Source organism: Bradyrhizobium sp. CCBAU 11430 (genome assembly GCF_028128855.1).
GTDB classification, from domain to species: domain Bacteria; phylum Pseudomonadota; class Alphaproteobacteria; order Rhizobiales; family Xanthobacteraceae; genus Bradyrhizobium; species Bradyrhizobium ottawaense.
In genome coordinates this window covers 25,680-48,066 of sequence record NZ_LBJV01000006.1, presented here as the reverse complement: position 1 = coordinate 48,066, position 22,387 = coordinate 25,680, and the positions used below count along the sequence as shown (strand labels likewise).

The window sequence follows — 22,387 nt, the reverse complement described above, 5'->3', positions numbered from 1 at the left end:
AGGATTGGCCTCGAATGAGCCGGACGTCGACCCTGCCGAAGCGCCTGCAGCCGATGCTCGCTACGCTCACCGACGCGCCGTTCGACGATCCCGGCTGGGTTTTCGAGGACAAGTATGACGGCTTCCGGATGATCGCGGAAATCCGGCGAGGCAAGGTTGCGCTCTACAGCCGAAATGGCAAGATCATCAGCCGCAGCTATATCGAGGTCGCCAAAGCGCTGGAGGGCGTGAAGGGCGATGCCGTGATCGACGGGGAGCTCGTCGCGATCGGAAAGGACGGCGTCTCGCATTTCCAGTTGCTTCAAAACGCGCTGCGCCATGAGGCGAAGCTCCTGTATTGCGCCTTCGACCTCATGTTCGCAGACGGTGAGGACCTGCGTGCACTGCCGCTCCTTGAGCGCAAGCAGCGGCTAAAGGCCATCCTGCCGCGCCACAAGCTGATCTCGTTCAGCAACCACCGCAAAGCCAAGGGAACGCAGTTCTTCGCAGAAGCCGAGCGGAGACATCTCGAAGGTATCATGGCCAAGCGCGCCGACAGCCCGTACGCGTCCGGACGCCGGACCGCCGACTGGCTGAAGGTGAAGACCGCGCAGCGGCAAGAGGTCGTGATCGCTGGCTTCACGGCGCCGAGGCGAACCCGGCCTTTCTTCGGCGCTCTCGTCCTCGCGGTACGCGAAGGGGATGCATGGCGGTACATAGGCCACGTTGGCACCGGCTTCAGCCACCAAGTTCTCGAAGAGCTTCACGGCAAGCTCATGAAGCTCAAAACCGCCAAGTCACCGTTCCCTGCCAAGGTGAAGGATGAGCAGGTCACGACCTGGGTGCGTCCTGCGTTGGTCGCAGAAGTGAAGTTCGCGGAGTGGACCAGCAAGGGCGAGCTGCGCCAGCCGGTCTATCTAGGGCTGCGGGCCGACAAAACCGCGAAGGACGTCGTACGCGAAAAGAAGTGGTCGCGAAAATAGCGCCGCCAAACGAAGCGTACGACCTGTTCAGCCGGCGTCGCGCTCGGATGTCGAAGGCCAGGGCGGCAGGGGCGGCAGCCCGAGAGCCTTGCGTACCGGTCCGAACGACCGCCGGTGAGCTGCGCAGGCGCCAAGTCTGGCGAGCGCATCATAATGAGCCGGCACCGGGTAGCCCTTGTGATCCGCGAAGCCGTAGCCGGGGTGTCGCGCGTCGAGCGTCCGCATGACGGCGTCGCGCTCGACTTTCGCGAGGATGGAGGCGGCCGCGATGCTGGCGGACTTGGCGTCGCCTTTGATGATGGCCTGCTGAGGAATATCGATTTCCTTCAACCGCTTCGCATCGATCAGCAAGTGCTGCGGCGTCAAGCCTAGCCGCCCGACCGCACGCTGCATAGCCTGAATGCCCGCCCAATAGATGTTGATCGCGTCGATCTCCTCGACCTCGACGAACGCCACAGACCAACACTCCGCCTTTTCCTTGATCTCCTTGGCGAGTTCTTCGCGAGCCGCGGCGTCGAGTTTTTTCGAGTCGTCAATCCCGACGATCCGCGTGCCGGGTTTCAGGATTACGGCACCGGCGGAGACCGGCCCGGCGAGAGGGCTCATTCCAGCCTCGTCCACACCTGCCACGGCATAATGGCCGCTTTCCCAGAGAGAGGTCTCGAAGCGGGGCATCTTGCGAAGGCGCTGCCCTTCGGACCTATTTTCGAAGCGGCGTTTATCGATCGAAGCCAGGATGGCTCGCGCCCCGGCGCGGGTGTCGGCCCGTAAGATCTGCTCGACGCTGGCCTCGAGCGGTCTTTTCTCGACGACATAGCGCTGACGCAATACATCGAGTGAGTACTGGGACATTACGGCCTTCGTGAAGATTGACTGTTGGGGAGCATGTCAGTGAACTTTATGGCGATTGTCTGAAGTAGCTATACAGCCTCACCGACCGCGCAACGCCCTCTCAAAAGGAACCCGGCCAGCTCTCCCGCGCGGGTTCGGCCTCCATTTCCTCGCTATATTGTCGCTCGCCGGCTCGGTAGAAGGACCCGTGCTCAGTCGCCGTCCCGAGTAGATCGGGGCCGGCATGGCCGCAAACAAGGTAACGGTATGCTTGGGGCTGCGGGGCAAATCGACAGTCCGGGACTATCAAACCGCTGCTCCCATTTGGCGGATTTTTCTTCCCTCAGTCGCTACCTCAAGACGCGTTTGCTCTTGCGCGTTCGCGCGCCTCGCGCCGACGTTCACGTCTTTCGCGCCGTCGCTTGGCACGATCGGCGGGCTGCCGCAACGGAGGAACAGGCGCCGGCGAGGTCGCACTCGTCTCCAGAACTAGAGGCGCCTCGGCCCTTTCCAAGGCCGTTGGCCGCGCTTCCATCAATTCGAGCAACGTCCGTCCTTTAGACGTGATCTTCCATCCTCCGCTTATCCGTTCGACCAATCCTTGTGAGAAGATGTCGAGGTCGGGCACTCTCGCCGCGAGGCGCCTGGTCCGGTCCGCCCAGTCGCGGCCACTCGTTGCCAGGATGGCCATATCCCTCTTGAGGTCCTCCATCACGGCAAAGCCGTCCGGATAAGCTACCAAAATCTTCAGGACGGTGACTTGAAAGTTCACGCTCGCCCCGCGATCAGCGCCACATCGTCGGCGCGTGCGAGAGGGCGTCGCGACCAATCTGTTTGAGACCTTCGGAAGAAATCTCGCCTCTCGTCGCAGCCTCTAGGATTTTCGAGGCAACGTGGGCACGTGCCCCGGTCTCGCGGTCCGAGACGCTTTCACAGACTTCATCGAGAACCGCGCGCAAAAGCGCGGTGGTTGCCGTATCGAACATAAGCTGCCCCCTAAGGGAAAATCTAATCCTAACGCGGTTTCGTCAGCTTCGGGATTCAAACATGTTAAACTTTGCTGACGGTGCACTGCACCCATAGCTGCGTCTCGCCCCCAATGGATCGCCTCGCTGGCCGAAGCCCCCAAAACCGAGCTGATCAGGCTGAAAGACTATGCTGCCCAAACACTCCCCGAAGGCAAATCACGCAACTTGATAAACTTCCGCAGTGGCGTGGGCTGCAGCGCGCAAAGTGTCCCCTCTCATTGCAAATCGCGAGGTCGACGGCTCTATGCGCCGTTGGTTCGGCTTCCCGGCTGTCTCCTTTCTGCCGGTCAGCGCGATAGTCTCACGCGACCTCGTCGAGATGGGATTTACGATCCGCCAGAGCCTGCGCGATGACGAAGGAGCGACCGTCTGGCGTGCCCGGATGCTTCACGACACCTAAGCCGACTTCCTCTGGGGCTTGGCAGCCGGCTTCTTCACCGCGGCCTCTTTCGCCGGCTTCTTGCCCGCGATCGGCATCAGCATTTCCTTCTGCCCAGCGGCCGCCTTGCGCGGCTTCTTGCTCGATTTCTTGGGTGCCTCTGTCGCGGCCTCCTCTCGTCCGAGGCTCTTGCGCAGCGCGTCCATCAGGTCCACGACGTTCTCACCTCGAGGACGCGCTTTCGCGGTAATGGGTTTGCCAGCGCGCTTCTGATTGATGAGATCGATGAGGGCGGTTTCGTACTGGTCTTCGAACTTGTCCGGCTCGAAATGGCCCGCCTTTTGATTAACGATGTGTTTGGCGAGATCGAGCATTTCCTTGGTGACTTTGACGTCCTGGATTTCGTCGAAATACTCATCCGCGGACCGGACTTCGTAGGGGTAGCGCAGCAGCGTGCCCATCAGTCCCTTGTCGAGAGGCTCCAACGCGATGATGTGCTCGCGATTGGTCAGCACCACACGGCCGATCGCGACCTTGTTCATCTCGCGGATGGTTTCCCGAATGACGGCGAAGGCATCGTGCCCGACCTTACCGTCGGGACGCAGGTAGTAGGGGCGAATGAGATATCGCGGATCGATCTCGCTGCGGTCGACGAACTCGTCGATCTCGATGGTGCGCGTCGATTCCAGCGCGACGTTCTCAAGCTCCTCCTTGGTCACCTCGATGAAGGTATCAGTATCAACCTTGTAGCCCTTGACGATGTCCTCGTTGTCGACCTCTTCGCCGGTGTCGGCGTCGACCTTGGCGTACTTGATCCGATGGCCAGTCTTTCGGTTCAGCTGGTTGAACGAGACCTTTTCGGATTCAGAGGTGGCCGGATAGAGCGCGACCGGACAGGTGACGAGGGAAAGACGCAGAAAGCCTTTCCAATTAGCGCGGGGGGCCATGCCGGGGAACTCCGATACTGATGTCGGATTCAAGACGAACCAACCGGCTTGGTTCCGACATCGCGACCCGTCCCATGGGAGGATTTTTCTCAACAGCTGCCCTAGTCGGACTCGACATTTGTTCTTGTTATGTTCTAATTCAGGCATGACCGACCGACCCGCGAGCTGGCGCATGCCGACCCCGAAGCAGATGGAAAAGCTGGCCGCCGAAGCCGCCCGTAGGCCCAGCCGTTCCACTGCGGCTCCAGAGGCGCCGTTTCCAGCCGAATACTGGGAATCGGTCCTCAAAGACCCTCGCGCCGGCACGACCGAGGCCCAAATGCGGCAGCGGCGTCTTTCCGAAATTCAGCACCACGTGCTCCGCGTCTCCTGTCGCCGCTGCGAGCGGACCGTGGAAATCCAGACCGCCGATGCCGTCCGCTTGTATGGCGCCAACGCGCTCTGGAAGGACATGGCGCAGCGGTTGCTCGACAACACCTGCCAGCAGCGCACCGGCAGGCATGAAGAAGACGGGTGCTGGCCAGCGTTCGAGACGTCGTAGCCGCTCTGCATTTGCCGATCCGATCTTTTTGCGCGGATGTCCGGATGGCCCCAAAGTATCACCCTACGCCCCTGTCGGGCGGCGATCGCAAGGCTCTGGCAAAAGAGCTCGGCAAGGCACGCGCGATGGCTAACATCCTGGCTACCCAATCGGCGGAGATGCGGGCCAAAGGCGAGGCAATGATCCAGCAAGCCGATAGGCTGCTTTGCGAAAGCTGGAACGAGCGGATGTGGAGTGACGGCGAACCGATCGATCCGTCGCCGACCATCGATCAGGCTGTGAACGGAGGCTTCCCCTGGCTGGAGATCAGGTGCGCGCGCTGCAAGACGCCGAGCGACGTGGACCTCGCGGCGATGAAGCACCCGCCGACCACCTTCGTGCACGATCTCGCCAGCCGGCTGCGCTGCCGCAAATGCGCCAAGGCGGGCCGGCGTCCATCCGCGACTCTGCTACAGTTGACATGGCAGCCGCGCCACCCTCGAACCGAATCCTGACGATGTGCAATCTCTATTCGATCACGACCAACCAAGCCGCGATCAGCGCGCTGTTCCGCGTCGTGAACCGATACGTCGGCAACCTGGCGCCGATGCCCGGCGTATTTCCCGACTACAAGGCACCGATCGTGCGCAACGGCGCCGAGGGCCGCGAACTCGCTACGGCACGATGGGGGATGCCATCGTCATCAAAGGCGCTGATGGACGCCACGAAGAAACGAGCCGAGAAGCTGCAGGCCAAAGGCAAGGCAGTGGATTTCAAGGAATTGCTCAGATTGGAGCCGGACGGCGGGACGACCAACATCCGAAATGTAAAGAGCAAGCACTGGACGAGATGGCTGGGAACCGAAAACCGCTGCGTGATGCCGTTCAACTCCTTCAGCGAGTTCAACAAGGCCGAGGGCGGCGATATCTGGTTCGCGCTCGATGAGACCCGTCCCCTCGCATGCTTCGCCGGCATATGGACCAACTGGACGTCCGTGCGGAAAGTCAAGGAAGGTGAGACGACCAACGACCTCTACGCATTCCTCACGACGGAGCCGAACGCCGAGGTCGGTGCCATCCATCCCAAGGCAATGCCGGTTATCCTGACAACTCCGGAAGAAGTCGAGACCTGGATGACGGCTCCTCCAGGTGAGGCCCTGAAGCTGCAGCGGCCGCTTGCCGACGAAACACTCCGGATCGTCGCCCGGGGCGTCAAGGAAGACTTGCCTGGGTCGCCGGCGTCATCGGCAAAACCGACGACCGGGCAAGGCCGAACCACGGGGACGTTGGATTCGAGGTGCCCCTTGAACGAGCGATCGTCGTTTGCGGCGGCGATCTAAGCTAAGGGCGATCCTTTCCAAGCGTTTCGAGGGCTACTTGCCGTTGCTGAACCACGTATCGGTCACTACAATGTACGGTTGAAGAAACGATGGGGGGCTATGATGGATCGAAGGACCACGCTCGCGGCCAGAATGGCCGTTGTAGTAATTCTTACGCTTTTGGGACTAAGGCAAGCTGCTGCTGACGACTGGGCGATTACGGGCTATGTTCTCACGCCCAACGGCATCACTACCGACAGTACGCTTGTAGTTTCGGGGCAAAAGATCAGCGCGATTAGTAACGGGACGGTGGCGCCGTCGCTGTCAACATCAATCAAGGTGCCAGGTATCATACTTCCCGGCTTCATAGACCTGCACAATCACCTCACCTGGAACATTTTGCCCCGTTGGGTCCCTGGAAGAAAATTTGCCGATCGATACGAATGGCAGGATACCGCTGAATACGATCGCTTCTTGGTGACACCTCACAACCTGGCGCTTGCAGCAGCCGCATGTGAGTCGGAGATCTACGCCGAAATTAAAGCGCTTGCGGGCGGGGCAACTTCGGTTGTGGGTAGCTTGCTGCCGATCGGTCACCCCGAAAATGCGAAATGCGCGAAAGGTCTAGCGCGGAACCTTGACACCGCATCAGGCCTTCCCTTCACGCCCCCCGCTGCCAATGATGTGTGCAACAAAGGGAGCGGGTCTGATGCACCGATCGATGTAGTCGACCATGAAGTCTTCCCGCTGGAATTGCCACACACCCGTCTCGACTATCTTCTCTGCGAACTCGGAACCGGAAGCTTACGTAGCCTCATCGTTCATCTTTCCGAAGGCAATCCTCAGGACTCAGGTGCGCATAGAGAGTTCACGATGTTCAGCAAGAGCGCCTCGCTTCCGGCCGGATTGGTTTTCGTACATGGCACCGCGTTGCGGCCAGAGGACTTCGCAAAATTTTCAACCAACGTCGGTCTAGTTTGGTCTCCCCGAAGCAACGACGAACTTTACGGATCGACAACCAACATAGACTCCGCCCAATTCGCCAACGTCACAGTCGCGATCGCTCCGGATTGGGGCCCTTCCGGCAGCGCAGGAATGGTGCAGGAGTTAGGCTACGCAGCACGCCACCACTTCGTCGCGTCGGATAAGCTGATCAAGATGGCAACGTCGTCGGCAGCTAAGATATCGCGTTTGGACACCTACATCGGCAGTCTTGAACCTGGAAAGATGGCGGATTTTATCGTCGTCGACGCAAAGATCGACACCGCGGCGAAGAGTCCTTTGGATCCTGTCGTCAAGGCGACCCCAGCCGACATCAAGTTGGTCGTCGTAAACGGTCAACCCGTCTACGGAGATCCAATGCTGATGGCGCAATTGTTACCAACTGGATCCAAGCTCGACGCTCTCACAGTTTGCGGCTCCCCGAAGGCGGTTTACCTCGGACAAAGTGGCGCGGTCGATCTTGGGAAGAACTTAGCTGAGATTCAAGCTACGCTGAACGCCGCGCTGGCGAAGGGCGGCTCCGCGCTTCCGGACATCGAATGTTATTGAGAGCTTCTAGGTGTAGACATGTCTCTATCGAGAGATTCAATCAAGTGGGCGATCGCCAATGTCACCGCGCATTCCGACGGAGATCTATTTCCACGGGTAACCGAAATCGAAGCCATTTCAGACCTAGCGGACGATTTCGTTAATCTGATTGAAGGTAAGCCTCTGACGGAATTTACACCTGGCGCGCATCGTCGCTTCATCGTTCCAAAAGACGAGGTGTCATACAGGCAGGCCACACAACTAGACCCACAAGACAACATCATCTTAAGTTCTGTGCTTCACCAGTATGGCGAAGGCATCGAGAACCGGCGCGGACCTCCGTCCAAGATATTCAGCTATCGCTTCCATCCGACAGAGCAACACGGCCTGTACGACCGCCACTCATCCTGGAACGAATTCTGGAATACTGCTGCGGAACGCGGCCTCGAGTCTGGCAGCATACTCTACTGCGATATTTCAGACTTCTATAATCAGATCTATCATCACACATTAGAAAATCAGCTAATCGCGTCTGGTTTTCCTAACCAAGTAACGAAGTGGATCATCACCTTGATGGAATCCACTACAGCTGGCGTGTCTCGAGGCGTGCCCATTGGACCTCATGCGGCTCATTTGCTCGCGGAAGCATCACTAATTCCGGTAGACAACAGCATGAGCAGCGTCGGCATGAACTTCATTAGATACGCGGACGACATCATCATATTTGACGACAACCTTAGTGATAGCAAGCGATCGCTTGGACGCCTCGCAACCATTTTAGACAAGCAGCAACGCCTGACTTTACAGAAGCACAAAACCAGATTTTTTCATTCTAGCGACTTTTCCAGATATTGCGCAGGAATGATCGAAGATCGGCCGATCAATAGCGAGGAAGCACAGATCCTGCATATCGTTCGACGGTACTCAGGCGGAGATCCGTATCGCACAGTCTCTTACGATGAGATACGACCGGAGGATTGGACCGCATTCTCGGAGGGAATGCTGAAAAGCGTGATTGAAGATTATATCGCAACGGCCGAGACTGACTTCATTCGTCTTCGTTGGTTCTATCGACGCTTGGCGCAAATTGGCCACCCCGGCGCAATTAGGGTGTCTCTCGACAACATTGAGCGCTTGACGCCCTGTTTCGCCAGCATTTGTTCTTACCTAGCATCCGTGCAAAACATTTCTCAAAATGACTGGCTAGGTATCGGCGCGAAGTTCATCGAACTTTTGGAAACGGAGTCGATCGCCGAAAGTGAATACTTTCGATTGTCGATTTTGAGTCTTTTCTCACGAAATTCCTCAATTAACCATTTCTCGGAGTTGGCAAAGCGGTACGCCGGAAGCGACCCTTTTGCGAAGCGCGAAATATTGCTTGCCGCGAAAACGAGCAATGCGACCGATTGGCTCCGGGAGTTCAAGGAAGATTTTGAGGGGATGGATGCCTGGCAAAAGCGCGCGTACCTTTATTGCACGCAGCTGTTCCCTGCTGACGAACGCAAATATTTCATCAATAGATGGACGTTTTCTCGCCCGTTCGATGCAATCGTCGCCAAATGGGCCAAACGAGGCGGCTAGATATCTACACTTCTTACTTGCGTGCCTGCCAACGGCTTCTCCACACTGCACAGATAGTTGCTGCCACAGCAGCGATGCCGATTGACAATCCAGCAGTCGTCGAAGCGAGTTTGGTCAATGAACCGCTACAGGATCTTGTTTGATGATTGTGCGCTCCACCCTCGTCGTACATGGGCCGTTGGCTATCCGCACGCAACGTTTGGCGGCCGCACGTAGCGGAAATATTGGACGTGAAATTCTCACCCTTCCGCTTGTCGCTGCCCGTCTTGCTGGCGGGTTTATAGCTCCCGTCACTACAGACTTTCTCTATCCTGCTATTCAAGCGGCGTTGGCCGCTGGCGGTTTCCAGGATCTCGGCAACGTTTCGAGCCTGCCGGGCATGCCTCGAGCTGTGCTTCAGTCGCTCGATGCAGTATGGCGTGCGGATATCGACCTTTCATCCCTCCCCCAGCATGTCGGTCGCTTCGCAGATCTACATCTGCTCGAGACACGCGTAAGGAAGCTTCTTCCTGCCTCCAGGAGACTGCCTCGCGATCTGCGTGACGCTGCGATGTCGCGGGCAGCGCGGTCGAAGACCTTGCTTGGGCCTGTCACACTCGACGGGGTCGTGGAGATCGACGCTGTGTGGCGTCCCTTGCTAAATGAAATCGCCGGCTTCACCGAACTTTCCTGGGATACGCCCGTCCGAACCGAGAATGCATGGTTTAAGGGCACGCTTCGCCCACGGGCAGAGGTTACTCCGACCAACTTTTCGGCTGAGGCGAGCGCCGATCCAAAGTCCGAGGTCGTGGAGGCACTACGATGGGTGCGTCAGCTCCTGTCTTCGGGCCAAGCAAAGGCTGAGGAGGTCGCGATAGCGGCGACGTCGACACCGGACTGGGACGACCACTTTCTTGCCTACGCAAACAACGCTGGACTTCCGCTCCATTTCTCGCACGGCGTTCCAGCACTCAGCACGCCTGAAGGACAGGCCTGTGCTGCCTTAGCGGACATCTTGACGAACGGCCTGAGCCAAGAACGCGTTTGGCGACTTTTCCGCCGCCTGCCGGCGCGCCCCTTCATGAGCACCCTTCCAGAAGATTGGTTCTCGTCGATACCTCGGAGTGCCGGCCTGAAGACCCTGGACCAATGGCGGGAGGCACTTATCGTCGGCCGATCGCATCGTACGGCTGGCATTTTTGCTGAGACGATCCTCCTCCCGGTTCTCGACCTCCTCGCACGTGGGCCCAACATGGGCCGAGAGGCAGGCCGGCTGCTACTCAGCGGCGCCAGCTTGGCCATGTGGGAGGAAGCATCACGGAGCGCGCCGCTCCACGCAATCGCGCTCTCGCTGCAGGCATTGCGGGTACGTGATGGACGAGATCCGGCGAACAGTATTGTTTGGTGTCCTGCGTCGCACTTGGCTGCGAGCCCGCGACCCTTTGTCCGTTTGCTCGGCCTGACTAATCGATCGTGGCCTCGCTTAGAGAGTGATGACCCTCTGATCCCCGACCATCTTCTCGACCGGCGGACATTGCATGGACTCACGACGGCAGACCGCGACCGTTTGCATTTTGATGTGATCCGCGGTGCAGCGCGCGAGGTCTTGGTTCTGTCACGGCCAGAGCGCAACGCGAAGGGCAGCATCCTTTCCCCGAGTTCGCTTTGGCCTGAGGACGAGGTCATCCATAAGCGGGACCGAATTCCTGCGCACGCATTCAGTGAAGCTGACCGTCTGTTGGCCCGGCCTCGTGAAGCAGGGCAGCTCGAGCATGTTCGCCAAAGCCAGCTTTGCTGGCGGAATTGGCTGCGGGAATCAACACTAACGCGCCACGACGGCCTGATCGCGGCCGACCATCCTGCGGTTCTGGCCGCACTCGGCCGCACTCAATTCAACGACATCGCTGCAGCGCCTTCTGCGCGATCCGCTCGGCTTCGTCTGGCGCTACGCGTTGGGTTGGCACTCCATACGGATGGAGCCAGAACCCCTTGAGCTGGATCCAATGGCTTTTGGTGAACTCGTGCACGAACTCATCAGCGGCGCGATCACGAGGCTTGAACCGAGTCCAGGGTTCGCTCGCGCAAACCCGGATGAGATCGACGCAGCTATCGCCGCGGCCTCATCCAGGATTATGGCTTCTTGGCCGCTACAGCGCTCCGTACCGCCGCCTATACTTTGGCAGCATACCGTGAAGGAAGCAGCCCGGCGCACGGCCAAGGGGCTTGCGTCTGATGATCCGACTAGGACCGACACCCGAACCTGGAGCGAGGTGCCGTTCGGCCAGGAAGCATCAACACGTAGCGAACTCCCCTGGAATGAGACAATCAAGGTTCCGATTGCGCAAGCGGGACTCGTCTATGGCGGTCGGATCGATCGTCTCGATATACGCGCTTCGGGCGACGGCGCGCAGATCACTGATTACAAGAGCACCAAGCCGCCTCCGAAAAGTCAGCGTATCGTGCTCGGACAGGGACGTGAGCTTCAGCGCGTGCTCTACGCCATGGCGGTCCGCACACTTCTTCCGGAGGTCAGAACGATTGTAGCGAGGTTGATCTACCTCGCTGATGAACCCGCCAAATTCGAATTGAGAGGTGACGAACTGGACAATGCGATTGTCGAGGCCACCACTTTCTTGGTGGCAGGGGTGGAGATCCTGCGCAGTGGACGCATCGCGCCGCGGTGGGAGCAGGACGCGCACTACGATGATATGCGCCTCGCTCTTCCTGCAGATCGTGAGAGCTACCTCCGGCGTAAAGGGGGCGACTTTCGCGCCGCCAACCAGAGACTTGGCAAGCTGTGGAATTCGTCCAAATGACGCTGGTCGATCAGGATGGTCGTATTCGCGCGATGACTGACTTCACGTCGGTTCTTCTGGTCGAGGCCGCCGCCGGGACGGGAAAAACCTCGCTCATGGCCGGGCGCGTCGCGATAATGTTGGCAGCTGGTTTCCCACCCGGGGATATTGCCGCCATCACCTTTACTGACCTCGCGGCCGGCCAGCTCGCGCGCCGTATCCGGGAGACGGTGGAAGCGCTCCTTGCAGGCAACATACCCGATTTCATTAAGCCCGTACTCCCTTCGGGCCTCACAGCCGCGCAGCAAGCGGCACTCTCTGCGGCGGCACCGAGGCTTGACGAATTAACCGCCACGACAATCCACGGCTTTTGCCAGGCCGTCATTCATAGCCACGCAGTACAGGCCGGCCTCGATCCGGGCGCGCGCATAGTCGATGAAACGATCGCGGAAGCGCTGTTTCGCGGCGAGCTTTCTGCGTGGTTTTCCCGCAGACTCGCCGAGGGCGGCGCGATTGAGGACGACCCGATTGTCGTGCTCGCGGAGGAGATTCCACTGAAGGTCGTCGATCTCATTCGTGAACTTGCTATGCTCCGGCGCGAACATCCGGAAGCGGCTCCAATTCCCCCGCCACAAGATGCCCGACCCGACATCGTGTTTTCCCAGGCAGTCGATGATTTTTATAGGTGGCAAACAAATATCGACAACGACAACGGCGTCCGGGGAATTGCCCATGAGCTGCGTCGGCTCTCGGCGCGATATGAGCACGCTTTCGATAGCGCACCCGATTTCGCGACCTTATGGCGATTTTGCGATGCTGGTCCATGTCGACTGTTCGCTAAGGGACTTCAGCTCAAGACTTATAGTGAAGCAGCGGAGATCTTTGGCGCGCATCCCGGTGAGTCGGGCAGCGAGGCTGCTATCCAGCGCTATCAGATAGTCGTTGACGCTTGGAACGAGCTGATCGGACACATCGCAGGTTCGCTCGTCTGCATTTTGTCGGCGTCGCTCGATCTGCTGCTCGAAAGCTACGAGGTACGAAAGCGGGCGGCGGCGGTGCTCGACTTCGACGACCTCCTCCTGCATGTGCGGTCCCTGGTTCGCAACCACGAAGAAGTCCGCCAAGCGATCGGACGACGTTACAAGCACATTCTGGTCGACGAATTTCAGGACACCGACCGTGTTCAGAGCGAAATCCTCTTCTCCATCGCCGCGACTGACGATCGTGTGGATCGCTGGGAAGACAGTCGGTTGCGGCCCGGTTCTCTGTTCCTGGTCGGGGATCCAAAGCAGGCTATCTACCGGTTCCGAGGCGCGGATATCGAGATTTATGAACTCTGCCGCCGACTTGTTGGCGCACAGCAGAGTGGGGCCGTCATCGAAGTAACGGCGAATTTTAGATCTCAGAAGGCGATCATTCGACACGTCAATTCGTGTTTTGAAACGGTCTTCGGCAAGACCGGGCAGCCCAGATATGTCGCGCTTGCGTCGACGATCCCTGACGGTTCGTATCCCATTCCGTGCGTGACCCGCTTCACGATCCAAGTGGCGACCGAAGGACGTATCTACGCGGAGATGTTCCGTGAGGCCGAAGCCGAAAAGGTCGCGGACATCTGTGCTCGCTTAATTGGCAAGATGATGATCCGGCGCGCGGACGGCTCCCTTTCGTCCCTTCAGCCCGGGGACATTGCACTTTTATCGCCAGGGCACACCGAGCTCTGGCGCTACGAACGCGCGCTGGAGCAGCGCAACCTTGCCGTATCGTCGCAAGCGGGTCAGTCGCTCATGCGACGACAGGAGACTCAGGATATCCTCGCGCTCCTTCGTGTGCTGGCCGATTCCTCCGACACTCTAGCTTTCGGTGCGCTCACGCGCGGACCGTTGGTCGGTCTGACCGACCAAGAACTTTTGGACATCACCGCCGGACTGCCGGAGATAAACGGGCGCCCGAACTTCTTAAGCGTACGGACCGATCCTTCGGCGGTCCAACATCCCGTCGCGAAAGCAATTCTCGTCAGTTTGCAAGATCTACGGCGGCGCGCAGCGATCTCGACGCCAAGCCTTATCCTGGCTGAGGCGATTGAACGTCTGAACGCACGCGTGATTATGGCGGCCCGCCACCGCAACCGCAACGCACGGGCGCTCGCCAATCTGGACGCACTCATTGAGCGCGCGCGTGGCTATGGAGTTGCAGGGTTACGCGCGTTCGTTCGAGACTTGCAGGCGGATTGGGAACGCAAAGTACGGGCGCCAGAGGGGCGTATCGATGCTGCTGAGCACGCGATTGAGGTTGTCACCATACACAAAGCGAAGGGCCTAGAATGGCCAGTCGTCATACCGATCAATTCAACGACTGAACTTTATCGCCCGGATCAGTTTGTACATCGGCAGTCCGATAACACTCTGCACTGGATGATCGGAGGAGTCGCGCCACCGGATTTGGCCGCGGCGCGCGCGGAGGAAAGTCAGGAAGACGCCAACCAACGCGAGAGAATCTGGTACGTCGCGTGCACGCGAGCGCGGGATCTCCTTATCCTTCCGCATATCCCTCAGGCTGCGAAAAGCTCATGGTTCAGCTCGATTGATCTTCAGCAAGGAGAGATCCCAGAGCTGGACGTTTCGGGCTTCCCCGCATCGGACGTCCGCCAAGCGGCAGCGCACGAGAACAACCAATCCGCCGACACTTTCACGGCAGAGCAGATAAAGGTGAACGAGGGAGCACCGCCCGTTGTCTGGCGCCGTCCGAGCGATCACGATCAAGACCGCCTGGCTGATCCCGTCGACACCGTCGTCGTGGCCGATTCGCTTGCCGAACAAATGGAAGTGGTTGGCGGCGGAGCACTACGTGGAATTGTCCTTCACAAATTGATGGAGGAGTTCCTGACAGGCGAGCTAGAGGTTCAGGAGAGACTGGTGGCTTTCCGGGCCGAAGAGTTGCTCGTGCAGTTGCTAACGGACGCGGACGAGAAGGAGACCCGTCCCGATCCGGCAGAGATGGCGAGATGCGCGTTGCGGGCTCTAGCCCTGCCGGAAATCGCGGAGTTGCGGCCCTTCCTTGTGCCTGAAGTCGCGATTTGGGCTTCACGTGAAGGTGTCCTCGTCGCAGGCCGAGCGGACGCGCTCGCGACCAGAGAGGACAGCGTGGAGATAGCGGTTGATTGGAAGTCGGATGTCAACCCAAGTTCGGCAATCCGCCATCGCTACGCCGCGCAGCTCCAGGATTATCTGGAGGCGACTGGAGCCAAGCGCGGATTACTCGTATTCCTGAGTCTAGGCGAGATATCATGGGTCGAAAATCCTACCTCTTTGTCGGCTCCCAGCCCCGAGCAGGTCGAAGCAGTTCACGAAGGGAGGCCGTCATGATCACTATCAGGCGCGACTGGCGGCAACATATAAAGGGAGTGGAATGTGTGCGAAGGCAAGCCACCGTCTGCCCCGCGCTTGCGATCTTTGCGCCAATGCGGTCGGGTCCCGAATTATCCCCGCCTCGACCTCCAGCCGATCAACTCGGCCGCTCTTTTGCCGATCGGCGCAGCTGAGATGCCTGGTATACGGCGGTCATGAGCAAGCGGCACGTCGGCAAAATCTGTGTCTACTGCGGCATCTCGCCTGCCGAGACGATGGATCATGTCTTCGCGCGGGAATTTCTGCCAGTCAATCGTCGGGCGAACTTGCCCAAGGTCCCGGCCTGCAGAGCATGCAATAACGTCAAGAGCGGCCACGAGCACTATTTGACGTCCGTGCTGCCGTTCGCCAGCAACCATCAGGACGCGCTCACGGTGCTGTCTCAGATGGTCGAGCCGCGCCTGAACAGAAATGCGAAGCTCAAGAACCAGCTTACCGCCGGACACCGGCAGGAGCTGACGCTTCAGAACGGCATCTTCGTGCCGGCGATGACCCTGCCCTTCGACGGTAACCGGGTCGGCGAGCTGTTCAAATTCATCACCCAAGGGCTGCTCTATCACCATTTCGGGGTGACGCTCGACCGGCAGAAGCATGGCGTCTGGGCGGGGCTCTTGAACCGGCAAGGCGAGGAGATTCACCGCAAGCTGCTCGCCGGCAATGCCCGCGCCCGCATCAAAGGCGATATTGGCGCTGGCGCTCTCGTGTATGAGGGCGCGCAAGGTGCTGATTTTCCGGAAATGTCGATCTGGGAATATCAGCTATTCGGCGGTCTTCGCACCAGCGGCGATCCTCACGAGCCGGAAGCGGCGATGCGGGTGGTCGGCGGACTGACCGCTTCACACAGGGTTCTGCAGATGCTCGATGACGGCAGAGACTCCGATTCTGTGGCGACGGCTTAGCCCGACGGCGGCCGGGCCAAAAAGAACAACGATCTATTCCCAAAGGGTCGGGTTGAGCTGGCGCGTGACCGTGTAGGTTCTGAAGGCTAGTCGAGCCTTATAGACGTCCACCCGGGGCTCAAGATCGCCCAGGGCAGCCTTTAACTCTTCCTGGGTCACAGCGGACAGTGGCCCGACAATGACCTCTTTAAGCGTCATGCGTGAGGAAAAGTCAGCGAAGTATAACCCGTTGGAAGGGTCCTTGTCGTTCAACCGGGTGAAGAGACGCAGCTCATTCTCATACCGCCAATGCTCGTACTTGGTTGAAAGCAGCTTCAGCATCTCCTTCTGTGCGCTCGGCCCGCCACCTTCCAGCACCTCGACGCTCGGAGTTAGGCGATCGGCCGAGTAGCGAACCTTCGTCAGAAGATTTGAAGGGATGTCGAAGCCGAAACACAAGCCGGTGTGCTTTGCCGCGTAGTGGCTCCATTGGACAGGGTTTCGCCAGCTCCGGCTGAAACAGAGCATACCGAACGCCTTGTCAAACTGTTCTCGCCAGATACGGAAGCGCTGGCGAACAAGCTTGTCAGTTGAGGAAGGTAGAAGTTCGAAGGGGTCGTTGACGTCGGCAATGGTCGCAATCTTGAGCCGCCGCCTTCGGATATCATCCAGCCCGAATTCCCGATTTGCAAAGTGATAAACGCGAACCTTGGCTCGGTTACCGCCTATGGCCATCAGTTCACCCACCACTCGTTGCGGAGTATCACGGTTTCGGCGGATCGTAAGAGGTTGGTCGCGTAAAAAGCGGCTGGCCATCCTGACCGTTGGCGGTCTGCGGCAACAGACATTTCGCGAGCCGGCCAGGCGTGATCTCAAAAAGCGGCTTCAGATCGCGTGCATGGCCGCGGCGGCCAGGAGGAGCAATGACGTTGAGGCTCTTCTTCGGAAGTGGTCGGCGACTGTGGCGATGGCCGGACCAAGATCCGAGTCCGCACTGATGATCAGCGCCCGGTCGTAGGCATCGGTAAAGGCGTCTGCCACCAGGGTCACCGCGATCGCGACGTCGGTTTCCTTTTCCTCGTGGCCGATCCAGGTCGCCCCGCAGCTGCTGCAGCGGCGGTGCTTTTCCTTGAAGTGACCGATGATCGGGTCGACACCCGCATGCTTGAGCGCGGCGACATAAGCTCGGTGCCTCCCCACGGCCCCCTGCTTCCAGGTCGCATAGGCGGTGAAATATTTCACCCCGACCAGCGTCTCGCCCTCACCGCAGATGCTCTTGGCAAGGGCGTAAAGGTCGAGCCATTTGAGGTGGGGTTTTCCGAGTTCGTCGATGGCGTGGTAGAGGTTGAACCCGTCATCACTTTGCGCATTACACGAAACGGTAGCACAAAATGAAAAAGGCCGGAACCTTTAGGAACCGACCTGTCCACCTGGATATACCGAAGTGGGAGAGAATGGTCTCTATATAGGGCGAAAAGCCCGATTTGTCAACTTGAAAGTGAACTGACGGTTCCGACCGCTCTATTCCAACCAGCTGATATATAGGGCTTATTCGGCCCTCTTGAACCGCCCGTCGGAGTCGGCTGTGCACCGCTAGCTGGAGCCGATTCGTTTTAAAGTGGCGTTGGTCAGGAGGCCAGTCAGATGCTGAACAAGAGTCTGATGCTGCTGAGCGCGATGGCGTTCTGTTTGACGATCCTCAGCATTCTGCTTTCCGACGCTCAACAACGCGCCCTCGCGCTGTGGAATATCCGCGCCTGGTCTGCGGTGGACCATTGCCGGCAAGCCCTGGTCTCCAGGGGCGCCGGCAAGCTCATGCGCGAAGACACGCCGCTCATTACTGCTCTGGTGACCGTTGTAATGCTCTTCACAGCGCCGCTCTGGGTGGCGGTCTTTGTGTGGTTTCTAATCCCGAGCGGCGCGGCCTTCTTGGGCGGACTGCTTTTCGCGTGGGACAGGACCTTGGATTGGAGAGGCGCTGAAATCATCGCGCTCCACGGCGCTATTGCCGGCGTGTCGCTGACCGGCGTGATTATAGCAATGAAGCAATTTTTCCTGTCAACTGCGGTGCTGGTCGTCGCAGCGTTGCTGCTTCCGCTGTCTGCCTTCGAGTTCGTTGCTAGGCGCGTTGCTGAACACGATAAAGGGCCGCTGGTTGCCCTGGGCGCTCTCGTCACTGCCGCACTGGCATTCTTCAAAGCCTTTTTGTGACCACGTCACTGCATTCAATCCTCTTGCGAATCGCTTCCCGCTTCCGCACTTAATGGACAGCTCTCGCTACTGCGTACTACCCGCAGCACAGGGCTTCCCCAGGGAGGGGAGAGGTCTTTCCGTAGGCCTTCGCCAATGCGAGTTCGAGCGGTTCGCAAACGGAGCCCGAACGACGGGCTAATTGGAGTTTCATACGATTTCTGACGGGGCGGACTAATCGCCCATCGCAGTGGTAGGATGACTGCGTAACCAGAGATCGCCCTAGGCGTGTAAAACCGCCGGGCGATCTCGTGCGCCCGGCAAGGAGATATCCTATGCCCTCGGCGCAAAGCCTCCAGATTCATCTCTTTGGCTTTTCGGCCTCTGCCAACGGTGAGACGGCCGTCTATTCGCTTGCCGTGGTCGTGCTGGCCTTCATTCTCTATCTCACTTTGCTTCGCCGCTGACGTCAGCGCTTTTGGGTTACTTCTTTGTCAGAAGTCGCAGTCGGGTATTGAGCTGCCCCACCGGCAGCCGTACTAAGGGGTCGTTGAGCCACGCCTCCAGGCATTGAGCAAGCTTCACGCTGGCCAGGAGACTGCGGCTGTGGAACCCTGAGCCACGCCCGTGCCGGCGTCCGGAACAGGTTTTTCAGGTTGGCCTCTGAGATAATCCCGACGTCCTTAAGGCGATACAGCAGCGCCCACATCGAGACGCCGTAGAGATGCTTCAACCGGACAAGCTTCTCATAGGCAAAGGCGGTGCGGCCGGTGCCGACTTCTTTCCCGTATGTGAAACGGAAATCCGCCGCGGTACCAACCCGCCCACTTGATTCCACTGAATGTCGTCGAAGGACCTGCGCTCAGGACGAGTGCCTACCCAAGGTGCCATCCTGGTACGCTCGAATGAGATCAGCATGAGGATCGGGGTGCTCGACCAACACCCCTTCGAATATGTGGGCTCGAAGGCACTTCGCGGTAATCACCTCAAGATCATCGAGCGGGTCGTCACCGTACTGCTCGTAGTATTCGTGATATTTGTCGGAGTCGTAGACGTCGGGCGCGCCCCCATGGATCACCGATGCGCGGAGCCTAAGGAGAAGCCTCAATCTCTTATACTCGAATCCGGCTCCGCCATCCGGTTTGACCGCGTCAATTATAGCCTGAGTGGCGCGGCCCGAATCGCCGAAAATGGCATCAAGGGTCATGAAGAGCCAAGGGAAGCGCTCGTGCGGATCGAGCGGCCATGCCCGATAATAATATTCAAGAGCCCTAATTTGTCTGCGTGTGGGATCATCTGTCTGGCCTAGTTTGAGTGCCAGCATAGCGAGCCAGTCGTGATCAGCTTGTCGGATAACTATATCCTCGGCCATCGCGGGGGTATGCGCCTCGCCAAACGTGAGATTAATGCGCCCCATGGCATCGAAGGAACAAAGTCCACCGAACATACTTCGCATCGAAAATTGATGCCGACATCGAGGATGAGGCGTGAGCGCTAAGGCGCCCAAGACCGCTGCTTTGATCTTGTTAGACGCCTGAATGATGGGCGACCGTATGCCGAGCCAAGATGACGCCTTTTCGGTCCTTGCGTCCCAATTGGCTACGGGAGGAAATACCTCGGGCGAGAACGCCGGTACCTTTATGTCCGTGTCAATTTCGCTGACTGAGCCCGGCTGAAGGAGAAAGAACGGCGACGAACGAAAATCAGTCTCGACGACAACGGGCACCAGCGGATAAAGCGCAAGGCAACTCTTGGGATTGAATAGTTCTGATGCGGCGAGCAAGTCGGCCAGCCTGATCTTTACGTCCTGCCCAATGCGCTCATTGTAAGACTCCTCGAATCGCCTGAGGAATGTTTCACTAGCGAAGAGCCCGTAGTGCGCAATTGCGAAGGATCTGAGTTGGCTTTGAATATCATTCATGGCCGTCGATCTGAGATACGGCGGCCCGACCTTTCTTACGTAGAGCGCCGCGCGAACCAGCAACCGGCGTCTAAAGAACACAAATGTGCTGATGCGCTTCTGCCAAAGCGGCGTTCCCGGCGGGCCGACCAAGAACCGGTTTTCTAGCCCGTCGTCTCCTCGCGTACGGTACATGGCGGACAAGAGCAGCTCGATGGCTTGCAAATATAGAGTGTCAGACATAGTTCCAGAATAGCCGAGCCTATTGGAGTGCAACAGACCAGTGCGCGGCGGCGTCGGATAATAGTCCGCTGGACCGCCTGCAGCCACGCCCGTACACAAGCCGCGCCTTTTGTGGTAAGCCTTTGTCGAGCATGACACAGCAAATGCTACCGACCGTCCGCGTTTTTGCGCCTGAACTCTGGGGCGAGGTCGACCGCTTTGCCAACTTTTACGGAGAGACCTACAAGTTTTCCGACCGTAACCGACGTGCCGTGAGCGGCGTCGGTACACATCTCGAAAAGGCGATCACACTGCGGGCCCTAGCCGTCAAATTGAGACCCGGCCTTGATATCGACCGAGACCAACTCAACAAGAATGGATTTACGCCAGCTGTAAACTCTCGCGAACTGTCAACTGTTATCGAAGCGGCTGTCCTTGAGCTCTATTCCTCGGTCGACTGCACCGTAAAGGTACTGCATGCCATTTACAGCAGGGGCTCTCGGTCATTTCCGGGCTCCACAAGGAAGCTGTTTCAGAACATAGACAAAGTGACCGGCGGTTTTCCTGAAGAGTTAAAGGACGCAATCCGTTCGGCTCATTGGTACAATGGCCTCCTCTATTGGCGCGATGAGTTGACCCACCTCGCGACCGGCGGATGTTCGCTGGATCATAACACGGGCTCCGTCAGCTACATGCATATGGGCATGCGACAGAACGGAAGCGCATTCATTATCAATGACGTCTTTGCCTGGATCGATGAAGCGATCGAGAAAATCAACGCCTTTACGCGCGCTATCTTCCACTTGCTCAATTCGACTTTGAAATCTGCCCTCGTGCAGCAGGTCTGCGGCTTCGTCGAGGGACGCATTTTGATGAGATACCTCGATCCAACGGAACCCCTCGACTTCAATAGCGGTCGATGCTTCGCTTACCAATGGTTCGAGAAGCCTGAGAACCCGACCTGCCCGTTCGTCGAGCACTGCGGCGCTTACAAGCGAAAGATGCCGCCAGGCCCGCCGGTCACAGCGGACTAGTCGCCTGCTTCGAACAAGCCTTCAAGGCTTATCTCGGCACGATCATCACGCGAACGTTCATTTTCTCGTTGTCGCCGCTTAAGTCGTTCTCAACACCGCGGGGATTTGCGATACGTCCTGACGGGTCGTAGACGACACAATAGAGACCGCGGCACATCGGATGCTGCTTGTACTTCGCGATATCGACGATCAGTTGCTCGCCGAGCTGCTTCGTCGTCAGAGAGGGCCGGGTCATCTTGATTTCGACCACCGTCTCGACCTCCGGCAGCAAGAAGTCCATGCGTGAAGCACCCCCGGCATAGCTTGGAGACCACTCCTCTTTTCGAATGTCGTCAAAATAGATGACCAGCAACGCGTGTAACAGGTCCTGCACGTCGTACTCATTTTCAACTTCAAGCGTCGGTCGTTCCTCTCGCCTCTCCCGGAGCTGACGGATGACCCCATGGAGTCGTTCGGCTAGCCGCAAGATAACATCGGGATCTTTCTTGCCGGCGGCCCGCGCAGCGGCGGCAGTTGCCTTCAGCGCGAGCGGGTTGCGTTCCACTCGGGAAATTGCTGCCCCAACGACATCTCTGACGCACTCGACGCCATGATAGGACGGGCTTCCGACGAAATTTGAGATGCTCTCCTGGTAGTATGCGAGCAACGGCCGTGAGTGCCGGGCACCTTCAACGAACAAGTCATCGAAAATATCCCTCAGTTCGAGAACAATTCCCCTAAAGCGAGCATCGTCACGGTCCCCGATATCAATCCCGTCGCGGGTCTTTTGGAATCGCGACAAAATCGCATCGAGGTCCCCTCTGTGACGCTCCAGCGTTTCGACTACTTCATTCGGCTGCATTGTGCCTCCCTAGACACTGCACGGATTCAAGCTTCGGATCGCCGCCCA

Annotated in this window: 21 protein-coding genes; 13 read left to right on the top strand and 8 right to left on the bottom strand. The window is 58.5% G+C overall.

Going from position 1 to position 22,387, the window contains the following annotated elements:
* Positions 1–14: 14 nt before the first annotated feature.
* Positions 15–962 carry a non-homologous end-joining DNA ligase gene (gene ligD / locus XI04_RS04050; RefSeq protein WP_271596706.1) on the top strand — a complete coding sequence of 316 codons (948 nt, stop codon included), beginning with the start codon at positions 15–17 and terminating at the stop codon, positions 960–962.
* A 27-nt stretch (positions 963–989) separates the two neighbouring features.
* On the opposite strand, the gene XI04_RS04045 is transcribed toward ligD, so the two are convergent.
* The 4 genes from XI04_RS04045 to ku all read right to left on the bottom strand — a co-directional run bounded on the left by XI04_RS04045 (position 990) and on the right by ku (position 4,147).
* Positions 990–1,814: a ribonuclease HII gene (locus XI04_RS04045; RefSeq protein ID WP_271596707.1), complete on the bottom strand. Its 825-nt coding sequence runs from the start codon at positions 1,812–1,814 to the stop codon at positions 990–992.
* A gap of 334 nt (positions 1,815–2,148) precedes the next feature.
* Positions 2,149–2,565, bottom strand: coding sequence for a hypothetical protein (locus XI04_RS04040; protein ID WP_271596708.1), 417 nt, complete (start codon positions 2,563–2,565; stop codon positions 2,149–2,151).
* Positions 2,566–2,578: 13 nt separating this feature from the next.
* Complete coding sequence (locus tag XI04_RS04035; RefSeq protein ID WP_271596709.1) at positions 2,579–2,779, bottom strand: hypothetical protein; 201 nt, start codon at positions 2,777–2,779, stop codon at positions 2,579–2,581.
* Between the two features lie 438 nt (positions 2,780–3,217).
* Positions 3,218–4,147 carry a non-homologous end joining protein Ku gene (gene ku, locus XI04_RS04030; RefSeq protein WP_271596783.1) on the bottom strand — a complete coding sequence of 310 codons (930 nt, stop codon included), beginning with the start codon at positions 4,145–4,147 and terminating at the stop codon, positions 3,218–3,220.
* Between the two features lie 145 nt (positions 4,148–4,292).
* Between ku and XI04_RS04025 the strand changes: the two genes are divergently transcribed.
* The 9 genes from XI04_RS04025 (at position 4,293) to XI04_RS03985 (ending at position 16,173) form a co-directional block, all read left to right on the top strand.
* Positions 4,293–4,688: a hypothetical protein gene (locus tag XI04_RS04025; RefSeq protein WP_271596710.1), complete on the top strand. Its 396-nt coding sequence runs from the start codon at positions 4,293–4,295 to the stop codon at positions 4,686–4,688.
* Positions 4,689–4,732: 44 nt separating this feature from the next.
* On the top strand, positions 4,733–5,182 hold the full coding sequence (locus XI04_RS04020; RefSeq protein WP_253587629.1) for a hypothetical protein: 450 nt from the start codon (positions 4,733–4,735) through the stop codon (positions 5,180–5,182).
* 2 nt (positions 5,183–5,184) lie between these two features.
* Entirely contained in the window at positions 5,185–6,006 is an 822-nt protein-coding gene (locus tag XI04_RS04015) for an SOS response-associated peptidase (protein WP_271596784.1), read from the top strand.
* A 132-nt stretch (positions 6,007–6,138) separates the two neighbouring features.
* The gene (locus XI04_RS04010) at positions 6,139–7,536 is read left to right on the top strand and encodes an amidohydrolase family protein (protein ID WP_271596711.1); all 1,398 of its coding nucleotides are present in this window, start codon (positions 6,139–6,141) and stop codon (positions 7,534–7,536) included.
* An 18-nt stretch (positions 7,537–7,554) separates the two neighbouring features.
* Positions 7,555–9,096, top strand: coding sequence for an RNA-directed DNA polymerase (locus XI04_RS04005; protein ID WP_271596712.1), 1,542 nt, complete (start codon positions 7,555–7,557; stop codon positions 9,094–9,096).
* A 142-nt stretch (positions 9,097–9,238) separates the two neighbouring features.
* Positions 9,239–11,068 carry a hypothetical protein gene (locus XI04_RS04000; protein WP_271596713.1) on the top strand — a complete coding sequence of 610 codons (1,830 nt, stop codon included), beginning with the start codon at positions 9,239–9,241 and terminating at the stop codon, positions 11,066–11,068.
* Positions 11,028–11,891, top strand: coding sequence for a PD-(D/E)XK nuclease family protein (locus tag XI04_RS03995; RefSeq protein WP_271596714.1), 864 nt, complete (start codon positions 11,028–11,030; stop codon positions 11,889–11,891). Before XI04_RS04000 ends, XI04_RS03995 begins: the two co-directional genes overlap by 41 nt.
* Positions 11,888–15,232: a UvrD-helicase domain-containing protein gene (locus XI04_RS03990; protein ID WP_271596715.1), complete on the top strand. Its 3,345-nt coding sequence runs from the start codon at positions 11,888–11,890 to the stop codon at positions 15,230–15,232. The genes XI04_RS03995 and XI04_RS03990 overlap by 4 nt, the downstream gene beginning before the upstream one ends.
* Before the next feature lie 197 nt (positions 15,233–15,429).
* On the top strand, positions 15,430–16,173 hold the full coding sequence (locus XI04_RS03985; protein WP_271596716.1) for an HNH endonuclease: 744 nt from the start codon (positions 15,430–15,432) through the stop codon (positions 16,171–16,173).
* A 33-nt stretch (positions 16,174–16,206) separates the two neighbouring features.
* Here XI04_RS03985 and XI04_RS03980 read toward each other — a convergent pair whose 3' ends face one another.
* Entirely contained in the window at positions 16,207–16,968 is a 762-nt protein-coding gene (locus XI04_RS03980) for a DUF2971 domain-containing protein (protein ID WP_271623506.1), read from the bottom strand.
* A 69-nt stretch (positions 16,969–17,037) separates the two neighbouring features.
* Entirely contained in the window at positions 17,038–17,484 is a 447-nt protein-coding gene (locus XI04_RS03975) for an NYN domain-containing protein (protein ID WP_271596785.1), read from the bottom strand.
* Positions 17,485–17,796: 312 nt separating this feature from the next.
* Here XI04_RS03975 and XI04_RS03970 point away from each other — a divergent pair, with 312 nt between their 5' ends.
* Positions 17,797–18,363, top strand: coding sequence for a hypothetical protein (locus XI04_RS03970; protein ID WP_271596718.1), 567 nt, complete (start codon positions 17,797–17,799; stop codon positions 18,361–18,363).
* Between the two features lie 314 nt (positions 18,364–18,677).
* A complete protein-coding gene (locus tag XI04_RS03965) occupies positions 18,678–18,809 on the top strand; it encodes a hypothetical protein (protein WP_271596719.1) in 132 nt (43 codons plus the stop codon).
* 395 nt (positions 18,810–19,204) lie between these two features.
* Here XI04_RS03965 and XI04_RS03960 read toward each other — a convergent pair whose 3' ends face one another.
* Positions 19,205–20,446 (bottom strand): hypothetical protein, encoded by a 1,242-nt coding sequence (locus XI04_RS03960; RefSeq protein ID WP_271596720.1) that lies wholly within the window; start codon positions 20,444–20,446, stop codon positions 19,205–19,207.
* A 182-nt stretch (positions 20,447–20,628) separates the two neighbouring features.
* On the opposite strand from XI04_RS03960, the gene XI04_RS03955 reads away from it, so the two are divergent.
* Positions 20,629–21,498 carry a hypothetical protein gene (locus XI04_RS03955; RefSeq protein WP_271596721.1) on the top strand — a complete coding sequence of 290 codons (870 nt, stop codon included), beginning with the start codon at positions 20,629–20,631 and terminating at the stop codon, positions 21,496–21,498.
* 28 nt (positions 21,499–21,526) lie between these two features.
* On the opposite strand, the gene XI04_RS03950 is transcribed toward XI04_RS03955, so the two are convergent.
* Positions 21,527–22,339 (bottom strand): hypothetical protein, encoded by an 813-nt coding sequence (locus XI04_RS03950; protein ID WP_271596722.1) that lies wholly within the window; start codon positions 22,337–22,339, stop codon positions 21,527–21,529.
* Between the last annotated feature and the right edge of the window lie 48 nt (positions 22,340–22,387).

Bases quoted from the DNA above. Each gene is read 5' to 3' on its own strand.
- ligD (WP_271596706.1), top strand. From the start codon at position 15: ATGAGCCGGACGTCGACCCTGCCGAAGCGCCTGCAGCCGATGCTCGCT.
- XI04_RS04045 (WP_271596707.1), bottom strand. From the start codon at position 1,814: ATGTCCCAGTACTCACTCGATGTATTGCGTCAGCGCTATGTCGTCGAG.
- XI04_RS04035 (WP_271596709.1), bottom strand. From the start codon at position 2,779: ATGTTCGATACGGCAACCACCGCGCTTTTGCGCGCGGTTCTCGATGAA.
- ku (WP_271596783.1), bottom strand. From the start codon at position 4,147: ATGGCCCCCCGCGCTAATTGGAAAGGCTTTCTGCGTCTTTCCCTCGTC.
- XI04_RS04025 (WP_271596710.1), top strand. From the start codon at position 4,293: ATGACCGACCGACCCGCGAGCTGGCGCATGCCGACCCCGAAGCAGATG.
- XI04_RS04020 (WP_253587629.1), top strand. From the start codon at position 4,733: ATGGCCCCAAAGTATCACCCTACGCCCCTGTCGGGCGGCGATCGCAAG.
- XI04_RS04015 (WP_271596784.1), top strand. From the start codon at position 5,185: ATGTGCAATCTCTATTCGATCACGACCAACCAAGCCGCGATCAGCGCG.
- XI04_RS04010 (WP_271596711.1), top strand. From the start codon at position 6,139: ATGGCCGTTGTAGTAATTCTTACGCTTTTGGGACTAAGGCAAGCTGCT.
- XI04_RS04005 (WP_271596712.1), top strand. From the start codon at position 7,555: ATGTCTCTATCGAGAGATTCAATCAAGTGGGCGATCGCCAATGTCACC.
- XI04_RS04000 (WP_271596713.1), top strand. From the start codon at position 9,239: ATGATTGTGCGCTCCACCCTCGTCGTACATGGGCCGTTGGCTATCCGC.
- XI04_RS03990 (WP_271596715.1), top strand. From the start codon at position 11,888: ATGACGCTGGTCGATCAGGATGGTCGTATTCGCGCGATGACTGACTTC.
- XI04_RS03985 (WP_271596716.1), top strand. From the start codon at position 15,430: ATGAGCAAGCGGCACGTCGGCAAAATCTGTGTCTACTGCGGCATCTCG.
- XI04_RS03980 (WP_271623506.1), bottom strand. From the start codon at position 16,968: ATGGCCAGCCGCTTTTTACGCGACCAACCTCTTACGATCCGCCGAAAC.
- XI04_RS03970 (WP_271596718.1), top strand. From the start codon at position 17,797: ATGCTGAACAAGAGTCTGATGCTGCTGAGCGCGATGGCGTTCTGTTTG.
- XI04_RS03965 (WP_271596719.1), top strand. From the start codon at position 18,678: ATGCCCTCGGCGCAAAGCCTCCAGATTCATCTCTTTGGCTTTTCGGCC.
- XI04_RS03955 (WP_271596721.1), top strand. From the start codon at position 20,629: ATGCTACCGACCGTCCGCGTTTTTGCGCCTGAACTCTGGGGCGAGGTC.
- XI04_RS03950 (WP_271596722.1), bottom strand. From the start codon at position 22,339: ATGCAGCCGAATGAAGTAGTCGAAACGCTGGAGCGTCACAGAGGGGAC.